The following is a 13,417-nucleotide window of genomic DNA, read 5'->3' on the forward strand; positions in this document are numbered from 1 at the left end:
AAGTTAATGTCTTTATAAGCTCTTATTCCAATTCACGTTTCAGGAATTTTCCTGTTAAACTTTTCTTAGACTTTACAATCTCTTCAGGAGTTCCCTGTGCAACAATCTGCCCACCATGTTTTCCGCCTTCAGGGCCAACATCAATGATATGATCTGCCAGTTTAATCACATCCATATTGTGCTCAATGATGATAAATGAGTTTCCTAGCTCTACCAACTGATTGATGGCCTCCATCAGGATTTTTACATCTTCAAAGTGAAGCCCGGTTGTCGGCTCATCTAAGATATACAGTGTATTTCCGGTCTGTCTTTTTGAAAGTTCTGTTGCCAGCTTGATACGCTGTGCCTCTCCGCCTGATAATGTTGTAGATTGTTGTCCAAGCGTGATATAGCCTAATCCTACATCCTGCAGGGTTTTTACTTTAGCAAAGATTTTAGGTATGGGTTGGAAAAATTCTACGGCTTCATCAATGGTCATATCCAGCACATCGGAGATCGATTTTCCTTTGTAACGTACTTCGAGTGTTTCTCTATTGAAACGTTTTCCGTTGCAGGTTTCGCAATGTACGTATACGTCGGGAAGGAAATTCATTTCAATGACTTTCAATCCTCCTCCCTGACAGGTTTCACATCTTCCTCCTTTTACGTTGAAAGAAAATCTTCCCGGCTTATAACCACGGATCTTACTTTCCGGAAGTTCTGCAAAAAGGTTTCTGATATCTGTAAACATTCCTGTGTAGGTGGCAGGGTTAGATCGGGGTGTTCTTCCGATCGGTGTCTGATCTACATCTACAATTTTATCAATATTCTCGAGGCCTTCAATCTTTTTATACGGAAGAGGTTCCTGAACTGCTCTGTAAAAGTGTTTATTAAGGATCGGATACAAAGTTCCGTTAATCAGGGAAGACTTTCCACTTCCTGAAATTCCGGTTACCACAACCAGTTTTCCTAATGGGATATCAAGGGTAACATTTTTAAGGTTGTTTCCTGTAGCACCTTTCAACAGGATGTTTTTACCATTCCCAGCCCTCCTTTTCGAAGGGACTTCTATTTTTCTTTCTCCATTAATGTACTGTGCCGTAATAGTGTCTGCCTTTAAAAGGTCTTTAGGTTTTCCCTGCCAGAGTATTTCCCCACCGAATTTACCGGCTCTAGGACCAATATCCAGAACCTCATCAGCTTCCAGGATCATATCTTTATCATGCTCTACAACAAGGACGGAATTTCCGATATCCCTAAGATTTTTCAGGGAGTTGATCAGCCTTTCGTTATCTCTCTGGTGAAGTCCGATACTCGGTTCGTCCAGGATATACAAAACATTAACAAGCTGTGACCCGATCTGTGTGGCAAGACGTATCCTTTGGGATTCACCGCCGGAAAGGGTTTTTGAGCTTCTGCTTAAACTCAGGTAATCCAAGCCTACATCCAGAAGGAACTGAAGCCTTGTTTCAATTTCTTTTAAGATTTCGTGGGCTATGATTTTATGTTTTTCTGAAAATTTATCCTTAACGTCTGATAACCACTCTTTCAAGTCAGATAAACTAAGAGCATTGATCTCAGCAATATTCTTTCCGTCTATTTTAAAACTTAAACTTGCCTGCTGAAGACGTGTCCCTCCACATTCCGGGCAAGTTTCTTCAGTGGTAAAATGTCTCTCCAGAAGCACTGCCTCGTAAGATTCTCTTTCATCGATGATTTCTTCCATAAAGGCAATCAGACCATCGAAGCTTATTTTTATTTTTTTGGTAATCCCTGCATATTTCAGGTCTTTATTAAATTCTTTGTGACACCCGTTGTAAATATAATCCAATGCTTCTTCAGGGATATCCTGCATGGGCGTAGCCATCCCCAATCCAAAGATCTCAAGAATATTTTTGATCTGGGACAGTATCCACTTATTGGATTTGATATCTTCCAGCGGCAGCAATCCACCCTGGTTAATAGACAGTTTAGGATTATCGATGAAATAGTCGGTGTTGATTTTCTTAATCGTTCCCAATCCTTTACATTCCGGGCAGCTTCCTTTCGGAGAGTTGAAAGAGAATGTATTGGGTTCCGGAAGAGCAAGCGAGTGTCCGGTTTCTGCATCCATCAGGTTTTTGGAGAAATATTCTATTTGAGTATCTCCCAGCTTCTGAATTCCGATGATGCCTTCGCCCATTTCCATTGCAGTACGTAAGGATTTCTCCATTCTGGCTTCGGAGGCGTTTTCTCCAATGATCCAGCGATCGATCACAATATCAATATCATGGGTTTTGTAACGGTCCAGCTTCAGATCGTATTCTATATCCTGCAGCTCACCATCAATTCGGGCCTGACCGTAGCCCTTCTTTGCCATCTGTACAAAAAGCTCGTGATAATGTCCTTTTCTGGAACGTACGACAGGAGCAAGAAGCATTATCTTTTCTCTCTTGTAGTTTTCCTTGATGGTTTCCAGAATCTGATCTTCCGTATAGCTTACCAGCCTCTTCCCTGTAGAAAGAGAGTATGCATCAGAAACCCTGGCAAACAGCAAACGAAGAAAGTCATAGAGCTCCGTAACAGTTCCTACAGTGGATCTTGGGTTTTTATTGGTGGTTTTCTGCTCTATTGCAATTACAGGAGAAAGTCCTTCTATCTTATCCACATCAGGACGCTCCAGGCCGCCCAAAAACTGCCGTGCATAAGCAGAGAATGTTTCAATATAACGACGCTGTCCTTCTGCAAAGATGGTGTCAAAGGCCAGAGATGATTTTCCACTTCCGGAAAGGCCGGTAATGACCACCAACTCGTTGCGAGGGATCTTGACATTAATATTTTTAAGGTTGTGTTCACGTGCTCCGTAAACTTCTATATATTCTGTTGATTTACTCATAATTCAGTATGATTCTGCCTGAAAATCACAATGTGCAAAATTACGGAATTTTATGGAATTGTAGGGACCGGAAAATTTTTATTCAGGTTTAATTTTAGTTAAATTTTCTATCCTTCGACTTCGTTCAGTATGGCATTGCTCGTACTGCATTTTTTGAGATAAAAAAAACCGATACATTGTACCGGCCTTTTCTATATGTTTTGTATTTTCTGTTATTTCACAAATGAATTGTAGGAGTTCAGTACAGATTCGTATGCAGAATCGATCTGGCTGATATCACTATCTGATATTTTTCCTGCTCCTTTGGAATCACGGATCAGTTTTCTGTAAGTATCCAAAAAGCTGGATGCAGTCTTATTGAAGCTTTCAAACAATGATTTTTTGTAGGCATACTGCGGATCTTTTACGGTAAATTCCAATTTTGAATTGGCTTCTACCGCTTTAGCCAGCTCATCATATTTTTTCTGAGCTTCCGCTTCGTTGAACTTCCCTGAATATTGCTTATCCAGCACATCTATGTTGGAATCCAGAGAATTCATTACGTTTTTGGAAGAAATAATATACTCTTTCATAGGATGATCCTTCAGAATTACTTCTTCTGCGGCATCGGTCGCCGGTTTGATCTTGGCTACAATATTTTCACCTGAAATAAATAAGGCCTGGGCTTCGGTTTCAATCTCCTTTGTTATTGTTTCAGCTCTTGCTCCTTTGTCGTCTTTATAATCTTCGGAATTCATATAGGATTTAAGCTCTTCAAACTTTTTCTCTATACTTTCCTTTTTATTCTTATAAATCTTAAAATCGGCTTCTATGGCAGCTTTGTCTTTTCCAAAACCAGACGGTATGTCTTTGATCTTCCCGAATGAATAATCCATAGAACCAATCACGATAGGCATGATCATAACATTTCCTCCTTTTGCTTTCACAGAGGCTTCGTCCGCATATTTAAGAATGCTTTCTATATGTTTGGATGTGCTTTTATAAGAATCTAAAAAGTTATTATTAAAATCAATAATAGCATTAGCTTCATTGGCACTGCCCAGGTTCATAACAGATTTTCCAAGCTTGTCAATATCTTTTTTACAGCTGATCATGCTGACGGATGTAAAGGTCAGGGCCATTGCAAGTACAACAATTTTTCTCATATTTTTATAGTTGGTTTAGCTTTAAATTTCATCAAAATCAACGTCTTCATTGCTTATCTTTACTACGTATTCAATTCCGTCAATAGCTTTGGAAATTATTTGGTTTCTGAGGATATTGGCCATGTTTTCCCAGTAAGCCCTTCCATAGAAAGAATAATTCTGAGGAATAATTTCTATTTCAACCGTTCTTACAAATCCTTCTTTAGGACGGTTACTGATCATCGTTCCTCTTCTTACCCTGACTTCTTTCACCTCATCTTTCAGCACCATTCTGCAGTAATTTTTAACGTCTTCCAGAGAAATAATCTTGTCTCTTGTCGTTAAAGCATATCTGTAAGCCTGGATACTGTCTGTTCCTTTCTGCTCTTCTGCCCCTCCAATGGTTTCTGTGAGAAGTACAACGGTCTGCGATTTCAGCTGGTTGGAAAGCTCTGTCCCCGGACGCATATGATTGGCCAGCGTACAGTGGGTAACCCAGAAAGAAGCGTAAGTATGGTCTGTTTTTTCTACAGGCTCCATGATTACATAGTTTAGCTCCTGTCTGATGTTTCTTTTCGCATTATTCACCTTCTGTACCATTGTCTTCATTTTGTCAGACATTTCACTGAGTACTCCTTTAACGTTATCTCTGTTTAAAAGTGAAAATGCAGCAATCTCATCCCTTGTAAGCTCCAGTACATTGGCGATCATATCCACAGCATTTCTATTTGTAAAACGCTCCATACCTCCTTTTCTTACAGTGTACAGTCCTTTTTTAAGGTCATCTGCAGGAGTAAACGGAATTTCGGTATATCTTCTTCCGTCACCGTCCTGAACTTCGTCTACATACAGGAAATGCTCTCCTTCATCTGTAACCAGTGGAATATTGTTCCCCATAATGTCCAGGCTGTATTCTGTTTTCTTCCAGCCTCTGTTATAAATAGGGAAAGCATTCATTACAAATGAAAAATTATCTAAAATCTCAGCAGAAAACTGAGGTGGAAATTCAAAAGTAAGCCACAGGTAGCGCTTGTCTCCGAGCTGCTTTCTGATCTCTTCTTTTTCGTTAAGAAAATCCAGGTTCTGAGGCAATATTCCCGGTTCCGAAAACAGGCTGCCGGAAAGCCCTGTGATTTCAATAAACTTGTGGCGGTAAATGCTTTTAATATCTTCGATGGCTTTATTCCGGATCGACTGTTCCCTGAACATCTGCTCATAGCCATCCTGCTGGCTGTTGGTAAGGTAGCTCAGCCCTTCTCTTACAAATAGAGGGTTTCCATTACTGGTAACCGTTATGTAAGGAAGAAGTTTGTATACAAAGTCTATATGTTCAAAGGCAGGATTTGAACAGAAAACGCTGATATATTTAGGGAAATTTTCATTGGCATATCTGCTTACATCTACCCCTATTGTAATTTTTCTGTAATCCTCCGGTTTTCCCTGAAACCTTGCTACCGGTATTTTATTAAGCCTGTCATCAACACTGTAGCAGGTATTTCCTACAAACATCACAGCGGTCTGTATCTTATTGAGCCTTACATTTCCTACTGGTGTAAAGGGAATATTAAGCTGCTTATCCGATTCTGATTTCACTGTGGATGTCATCTGCTTACGAAAGAAGAATTCGGTATGCTCCAGCAGGATTTCAGAGGATTCATAAGGCAGTGTAAAAGCAACTGCATGGGCAGGAATCGGATGGGTATAAATAGATGGTGTCAGAAGTTTTGCCAGCTTCTCGAGGATTCTTGCATTAACGGTCTGTATCTCATTATTGGCTTTAAAGACTTCCGTACTGAATGCATCTATCAGTAATTTTACGAAAGGATCCAGAGACTGCGGGCTTTTCAGTCCCCAAACTTTAGTGGCGTTCTGAAGCATTCTTGCCTTTACAGATTCTTTGGAATATATATTTTGATCTAAGTTCATAATTTTTCTTGCTGTTAAAAACAATTAATCAATAGACATCGGACTTAAAAATAATTCTGTAGAAAAGCTAAAACGCTCTCCTGTTGCCTCCATTTTTGCATTGATGGCAATCCTTACTTTTTTTTTGATTTCCGTGTGTTCTTTAGTATCATAGCTGTGCTCTACAAACTGGATGTGGGCTTCAATCTGAGGCTGTACAATACGGGGTTCATATTCCTGAATCTGCTTTCTGAGGCTTTTAATGAAAACGCTTTCCCAAACGGCACTGGTAACTCCATTATCGAATTCCAGATTCCAAACGTCGTTTCCATAATTGTCATCATATCTGTTTTCGCCTTTTTTTGTGGTGATCAGGAGCATGATATTGTGCGCAATGCTTTCGCCCATGTCGCAGATATCGATGCTTCCTCCTTCGGTCATTAATGTGGAAGGGACAAAAGGCATTCTGTAATTTGGTGTATCCATAGTCAACTTCTTATTTCATAGTCTAGTTTCTTAAAAAGAAATACCAAAATACACATTTTCATGAAATAAACAGGAAAACACATCAAAAATATTATTGAAAAAAGGGCTTCCACACTAATGTGAAAGCCCTTAAATAGTATAATATGGTTCAATTTTATGCTATTGATCCGTTTGCTTTTTTCTGTTGATAAAATAATATACCGGAAGTCCGAGAAGTACCATCAGGAAGCCTGGCCAGGTGTATTGCTGTTTATATATTAAAAGGAGTACACAGAATCCTGTTCCTATCAGCAAGTAGATAAGAGGAGTTACGGGGTACAGCCAGGTTTTGTAAGGCCTTTCAAGATCAGGTTTTTTAAATCTTAAATAAATAACTCCAAAAACGGTAATCATATAAAACAGAACGATCACAAAAGAAATCATATCCAGAAGATTACCGTATTGTCCGCTAAGACATAGCACCGAAGCCCAGATTCCCTGCATCCATAATGCATTTTCCGGAACTTCATTTTTATTGTTTTTTTCGGCAGATCTAAAGAACATTCCATCTTTTGCCATAGTCTGGAATACTCTCGCTCCTGCCAAGATCAGTCCGTTATCGCATCCGAATGTAGAAATCATTACAAGAACAGCAATGATAATGGTTCCCGCGCTTCCGAAAATATTCTGCGAAGCAGCAACCGCTACTCTGTCATTGGCTGCAAAAGCAATACTATCTCTATCCAAAGCATTCAGATATACATAATTGACTGCCAGATAAAGAATCATCACTGCAGAGGTTCCATAAATCATTGATTTGACAATGTTTTTCTTCGGGTTTTCCACTTCTCCTGAAACAAAAGTTACACTTTCCCAGGCTACAGAACTGAAAACAGAGCCTACCATAGCTGCTGCTATTCCTCCAAGTAAAGTCATTCCTCTGATAGGTTCCCAACCTTCTTTGAGGAAGTTACCGCTGATATCTTTTTTAAGGTTGTTGAATGAATCCAGGCCCAGGCTGAAATTTTCAGCCATATGCGAAAAATCAACTAAGATAAATCCGGTCGCAATTAAGCCCAGCAAAGCAATGATCTTTGATCCTGTAAACACATTCTGAAGCAGCTTACCACTCTCTACGCCCCTTGTATTGATGTAAGTAAGCAAAAGAATAACAGCTATTGCCAGAATCTGTATCCAGGTGATCCTGAATTCCCCGCTCTGGAAAAGAGGAGCCGCATCATTCAGTGAAGGAACAAGATAAGCTGTAAATTTTCCGAAAGCCATTGCTACTGCCGCAATAGTACCGGTCTGGATGACTGTGAACAGACCCCAGCCATAAAGAAACCCCATTTTCTTACCAAAAATCTCCTTAAGATAGGTATACTGCCCGCCTGCTTTTGGAAACAATGCTGACAGCTCTCCGTAGCTGATTGCTGCCGCTACTGTCATTACTCCGGTAATGATCCAAACTATTATCAGCCAGAAACCGGATCCCAGGTTCCGCATCATATCGGCACTTACAATAAAAATTCCGCTTCCGATCATGGATCCCATTACCAGCATAATGGCATCCCAAAGTTTCAGTTTTTTCTGCATAGTCAAGTATAGGCGTCAAATATAAACAAATCTGACATTGATTTTGAAATTTGTTTAAAATTTACTGCATCATCTGTTTTTTATCAATCTTTTATCGAATTGTTATTCGATTTTAATTAGTACTTTTGAAAAAAATATTAAAAATGAAATTCAAAGCTATATTATTGGCAGCTGCTGTAAGTGTTTCAACTTTAGCTTTTGCACAAGAGTCTTCACAGAAAAAGGCTGGACCACCGGCAGGAAATGCTATTGTAGGTGATACCTATGGATCTGCAGTAACATCAGAGTCTAAAGCCATTACGGTAGATAAATTAAGCAAAAAGCTTAAGAAGGATAACAAAAAAGTTGAAAGTGTAGCAGTTAAGGGGAAAGTAACCGATGTTTGTGAGAAAAAAGGTTGCTGGCTTACGATTCAGACTGAGGATAATTCCCAGTTTTTCGTAAAAATGAAAGATTACGCTTTCTTTGTACCAACCGCTTTGAAAGGTAAAAATGTTGTGTTAGAAGGCACTGCGGAAAGAAAAGTGACTTCAATAGATGAACAGAAGCACTATGCTGAAGATGCTAAAAAGCCCCAGGCTGAAATTGATGCCATTACGACTCCTAAAGAAGAGATCAGATTTGTAGCCAACGGAATCAAAGTAGTAAATTAGTTGTTCTGTTTAAAATAATAGCGTCCTCAAGAAGTAATGCTTTTTGAGGACGTTTCGTTTTATCTTGAAATTTAAGCTCACTGATTGAGCAGATTTGGTAGATGTTTGTGCTTTATTTTCTAATTTAACAGGAGAAACATCAGTTTTTTAAAATTAATCCGGTAACAAGATTGGTTATTTTTAATCTTCTATGGTAAATTCTGCAGGGGCATCTAATTTGGGGTATTTAGTGGCAGCTACAAATTTCTTGCCTGTACAGTCTACTTCCAGCCAACCTTTTCTTTTTTTCACATCTCCTACTTCCATTACAAAGGGTACAAAAGATATTTCATCTTTTCCTTCTTCTATGATTTCCCGGTACTGAACGGCTACGTCCAAAATACATTCGTGATCGGTATTCAATTTTACATTCCTGTAAATAATGTCATAATGCGTCTCCTGATTTTCAGGAATTTCAAGATACTTTTCCCAGCCTTCGATATCAGAATTTAGCTCACTGATTGCCTTTAGTGCATAATATAAAGCAACCGTATAATACTTTCTGGTTCCTTTTCTGGTATAATCATCTATAAAATGTCCACCTTCAAATAAAATGGTAGGCATTCCTGCCTTAATAAAATTATCCCCTGTGGAAGTAGGATAAAATTCATCCGAATATCTTCCGATCTGGTTTGGGATCAATTCTTTCAAATGCTCATAAACTTTCCCTATTACAGCCATACATTTTTTTCTGTTATCGGTTACTGTACGTTCTATATTTTCGGAAGGAGCCAAGAAAGAAAGTGTTGCCGGATGTATTCCGTCTGTAGTAAAAATGGTTCTCTGCTCATGCAAGTTCAGTGCATAATCATACTTATTTGAAGCAACAGCTTTTTTAAGAAACTTGATTTCCTTACTTGATTCATTATGAAAATCCCTGTTCAGATCAATATCTGCAGCATTCAGCCTTGTCCATCTTTCTGAGCCGTCAGGGTTGAGCATAAAAATAAAATCCAGTTTGATTTTACTGAGAAGATCCTCTTTCAATTCCGGAGCTTTATCAAGAGTTTCCAGGAGATCAAGCATTGCATGGGTGGCATTCGATTCATTTCCATGCATCTGTGACCAGGCAAGAACATTAATAGCACCGGTTCCTATAGTCAACTTATAAATAGGCTTGTCTAAATAAGATCTCCCGATCTCCTGAATATAATGGCTGAGATTGTCCTGTAGATAAGAAAATAATTTTTCAGGGGAAATATAGCGGTTTGAGAAATTAGGATTCGGAGAATAGATCTGTTCAAAATTCATTATCAATAATTTACAAGAGTCAAATTTAAGGATTTTGAAACAAAAAAATACGATTTACAACTGTAATTTCATCAAACAACACAGGCTGCCATTTTGTCTGTGGATAAAATTGTTAATTGAAAATAATTTAAAGTAAAATATTTAAATAACTAAAAATGAATTATTTACAGTTTTTACATCAACTACATTTTCAACAATGCTTTAACTCTGTAAATAGCTGTTTATTGGTAAATAGGCATAATAAAACTAAACATTGTCATTGTGGAAAACTCAGGAGATTTTCACTATATACATATGTAAATTCGATTCTTTAGTGAAAAAACACAAAAATTTAGATAAAAATATAAGAACAAAACGGGTTATACATTTTAATTGGCTGAAATGATGTTTGAAAATATTTAAAGAATGTAATAAACTTATAAACAGGACGTTATTCATTAAAAACAAATGTAAATAGCATATGGAGACCTTTTTTTGTCCATAAAAAATATATCTAATGAATTTATATAACATTATTATTCAGCTAACTATATTCAGGTCTATTAGCTAATAGCCTTCCTTGAAATACTCAATTATTATCAGGACATATAGTAATGTATATTGATTTTACATTGTTTAACTATAAACAATAATGATATAATCAACTGTAAAACAATATTTTACATTAAATTTACAAATGTTTATTGCTGGATTTCTAAATTAATGTACAATTGTAATTTGCTTATGTAAATTTTATCTTTTACATTTGTAAAGCAATTAACATCTTATTTATGAGCTTAAACGAGAGAATTTCCAAAGTGATAGAGTACTCCAATCTCAGTCCTTCCGAGTTTGCAGATGAGATCGATGTACAGCGTTCCTCTATTTCACATATTACATCCGGAAGAAACAAACCCTCTCTGGAATTCATTATAAAGATTAAATCAAGGTTTCCGGAAATCCTTTGGGACTGGCTGGTTACAGGTGAAGGCGAAATGCTTAAATCAGAACAACCTGCAGGCCCATCTGCTATAGAAGAAAAAGAACAGGATGAGAAAGGAAAACCTATTCCGCTACCCGACTTGTTTACCATGATGAAAGATGATGAAGATTTCGGAGCAGAAGAGGAAATGGACTCTTTGAAAGAGAGCCCGCGAGAATCGTTTATACCACCCCCATATAAATCAAAGGAAAATTTATCCGATTCTCAGCGATTAGGAAATCCTAAAGATTATGTAATTAATCAATCTACTGATAATCAAGGGAATAAAATTAAAAGAATAGTTCTGTTCTATGAAAATGGAAAATTTGAAAGTTTTGAGCCCTAAAAAAACCTGGCCAAAGAAAATGGTCAGGTTTTTTTAATATATTTTTAAAATACTTATTTTTTTCTTCTTTCAAGCTCTTTTTTGATAAGGCCTAATTCTCTCCCGGTCTGCCCGGCTACAGAAGTATTTTCTCTGGCTCTTCTTGTAAGATAGGGTACAACATCCTTTACAGGTCCATATGGAAGATATTTAGCTACATTATAACCTTTATCTGATAAATAGAAGGTGATATTGTCACTCATCCCATAAAGCTGTCCGAAATAAACGTGCGGATTACCATTATCAAGAGATTTAGCTTTCATCTTATCCATAACCAATTCTGAAGACACTTCATTATGAGTCCCAAAAAAAGCGGACACTTTATCCAAATGATTCATTACAAAATCGATTCCGGCATTATAGTTTCTATCTGAAGCTTCTTTGTTCGGCTGGATAGGATCTGCATACCCTTTCTCTGCTGCTCTTGCTCTTTCCTTCTCCATATAAGCCCCACGCACAATTTTATATCCAATAAAATAATTCTTTTCTCTGGCTCTCTGCAGATGCGCTTCCATGTACTCCAGCCTTCCGGTTCTGTACATCTGGATGGTATTCCATACAATCGGTTTTTCCTGGTTGTATTTCTCCATCATTACCTCACAAAGCTGGTCTGCCGAATCCTGCATCCACGTTTCTTCCGCATCTACCATTACTTTCTTGTCATTTTCATGACAAAGGCTGCATACCTCATCGAACCTTCTCACCACTCTTTCCCATTCTTCTTTCTGGCTTGTAGTAAGCTCAGCTCCTTTTCCTACTGCTTCATAAAGATCAATTCTTCCGAAAGCAGTCGGTTTAAATACAATAAAAGGAATGGCAGGATTTCCTACCGAAAATCTAATGATATCTTTAATCTCCTTGCAGACTGCATCGAAGGTTTCCTCATCCTCTTTGCCTTCAATAGAGTAATCGAAAATACTTCCCACACCTCTTTTGAAAAGCTGCTTTACAGCCTTCATACTTTCTTCACGTGTTTCGCCGCCACAGAACTGTTCAAACAATGTGCTTTTTACAATTCCGGTCACGAAAGGAAAATTGTTGTGTACCGTAAAATTAAGGACAGAAGTTCCAAGGCTGGTAAGAGCAGGCTGTTCAATCATTTTAAACATCCAGTAAGCCTTTCTCAATTGTGCATCAGATTTGTCTGCAAATGCAACTTTAGTATCGTTAAAAATGGGCATTCCTTTTTATTAAATTTTAGTTTCGCAAAGGTAATAATAACCTCTGTTTATTTAAAGAAAATTTTTTAGAATTTACTTTCAATCCCATTCAGAAGCATAGCGATGATTCCAACAAAAACCCAAAATCTTAATATATTGAGTGTAAAGAATTTACTTCTCCGGGTAGAATTAAGCAGAAGGTAAATACAAAAAATCATGACAAACATTCCGGCCGTAAAATAATAAGCCATAAAGCCTGAGATCCCTGTTTTAGAAATAAGTTTCATTGAAACAGCTATGGTCGTAACCAACAGGGAAATGATAATGATCTGGGTATTTTTATTCTTAAAATAGTTGGGAATAGTTGTATATCCGAACGCCTTATCCACACTCTTCGTCAGCATATCTTTAACAATATCAATACATAAAAGAATCAAAAAAAGAAAAATGGCCATCAGCAGCACCTTTTTGGAGAAGGTTTCATAATACACCATCATTCCGAAGAAAGGATACAATGTGAGACTTACAAAAGTAAGATTATTGATGATCAGCAGTCTGCTTAATTTGTGGCTGTAAAACCACATAAAAAACTGATAAACAAGGAAAAAGACAAAAACTTTGTGAGAGATCATCCATGCCACCCCGAGAGAAACTGCAGTAAGGGCAAGATAGGCATACAAAAAGTATTTCTGCTTGATAAAGCTTTGGATCCTGGTTCTGAACGGCTTAGCCACATGATCTTTTTCCAGATCGTAAAACTGGTTAATAATTCCACCGGCCAGAATAGAGACTACGGTACAGAAAATAATGCCGTGGACTTTAAAATCGAAGACAAATTTTCTAAAGGTTTCATCCTGGTTGAAGAGGAAAAACGTAGAAACATATAGGGCAAAGGTAAGAAGGGCAGCTACGAAAAAACGGGCACCGATAAGAAAGCCCACGAACTGTGAGAATCTGTAAAAAATAGATTTAGAGACATCGTTTTTAGGTTGGAAAGTTTCTTTTTCAGAATTCATTCCACCCT

Annotated in this window: 10 protein-coding genes; 2 read left to right on the top strand and 8 right to left on the bottom strand. The window is 37.7% G+C overall.

What is annotated here, in order from left to right; genetic code table 11:
• Nucleotides 1–22: 22 nt before the first annotated feature.
• The 5 genes from uvrA to ACM40_RS18600 form a co-directional block, all read right to left on the bottom strand.
• Nucleotides 23–2,854, bottom strand: a complete 2,832-nt coding sequence (uvrA, locus tag ACM40_RS18580) for an excinuclease ABC subunit UvrA (RefSeq protein ID WP_048504277.1) — start codon at nt 2,852–2,854, stop codon at nt 23–25.
• Between the two features lie 212 nt (nt 2,855–3,066).
• Nucleotides 3,067–3,999: a DUF3829 domain-containing protein gene (locus ACM40_RS18585; protein ID WP_048504278.1), complete on the bottom strand. Its 933-nt coding sequence runs from the start codon at nt 3,997–3,999 to the stop codon at nt 3,067–3,069.
• A 21-nt stretch (nt 4,000–4,020) separates the two neighbouring features.
• A complete protein-coding gene (locus ACM40_RS18590) occupies nt 4,021–5,904 on the bottom strand; it encodes a type VI secretion system baseplate subunit TssF (protein ID WP_048504517.1) in 1,884 nt (627 codons plus the stop codon).
• A 24-nt stretch (nt 5,905–5,928) separates the two neighbouring features.
• On the bottom strand, nt 5,929–6,369 hold the full coding sequence (locus ACM40_RS18595; RefSeq protein ID WP_048504279.1) for a GPW/gp25 family protein: 441 nt from the start codon (nt 6,367–6,369) through the stop codon (nt 5,929–5,931).
• Nucleotides 6,370–6,528: 159 nt separating this feature from the next.
• Nucleotides 6,529–7,944 carry an APC family permease gene (locus ACM40_RS18600; RefSeq protein WP_048504280.1) on the bottom strand — a complete coding sequence of 472 codons (1,416 nt, stop codon included), beginning with the start codon at nt 7,942–7,944 and terminating at the stop codon, nt 6,529–6,531.
• 143 nt (nt 7,945–8,087) lie between these two features.
• Between ACM40_RS18600 and ACM40_RS18605 the strand changes: the two genes are divergently transcribed.
• Entirely contained in the window at nt 8,088–8,597 is a 510-nt protein-coding gene (locus tag ACM40_RS18605; protein WP_048504281.1) for a DUF4920 domain-containing protein, read from the top strand.
• A gap of 180 nt (nt 8,598–8,777) precedes the next feature.
• Here the strand turns inward: ACM40_RS18605 and ACM40_RS18610 are convergent, their stop codons facing one another.
• Nucleotides 8,778–9,887 carry a M14 family zinc carboxypeptidase gene (locus ACM40_RS18610; protein WP_048504282.1) on the bottom strand — a complete coding sequence of 370 codons (1,110 nt, stop codon included), beginning with the start codon at nt 9,885–9,887 and terminating at the stop codon, nt 8,778–8,780.
• 770 nt (nt 9,888–10,657) lie between these two features.
• On the opposite strand from ACM40_RS18610, the gene ACM40_RS18615 reads away from it, so the two are divergent.
• Nucleotides 10,658–11,194 (top strand): helix-turn-helix transcriptional regulator, encoded by a 537-nt coding sequence (locus ACM40_RS18615; protein ID WP_048504283.1) that lies wholly within the window; start codon nt 10,658–10,660, stop codon nt 11,192–11,194.
• Between the two features lie 53 nt (nt 11,195–11,247).
• On the opposite strand, the gene ACM40_RS18620 is transcribed toward ACM40_RS18615, so the two are convergent.
• On the bottom strand, nt 11,248–12,414 hold the full coding sequence (locus ACM40_RS18620; RefSeq protein ID WP_048504284.1) for a proline dehydrogenase family protein: 1,167 nt from the start codon (nt 12,412–12,414) through the stop codon (nt 11,248–11,250).
• A 65-nt stretch (nt 12,415–12,479) separates the two neighbouring features.
• A complete protein-coding gene (locus ACM40_RS18625) occupies nt 12,480–13,409 on the bottom strand; it encodes a UbiA family prenyltransferase (RefSeq protein ID WP_048504285.1) in 930 nt (309 codons plus the stop codon).
• Nucleotides 13,410–13,417 lie beyond the last annotated feature (8 nt).

The organism is Chryseobacterium sp. BLS98 (genome assembly GCF_001045445.1).
Lineage (GTDB): Bacteria > Bacteroidota > Bacteroidia > Flavobacteriales > Weeksellaceae > Chryseobacterium.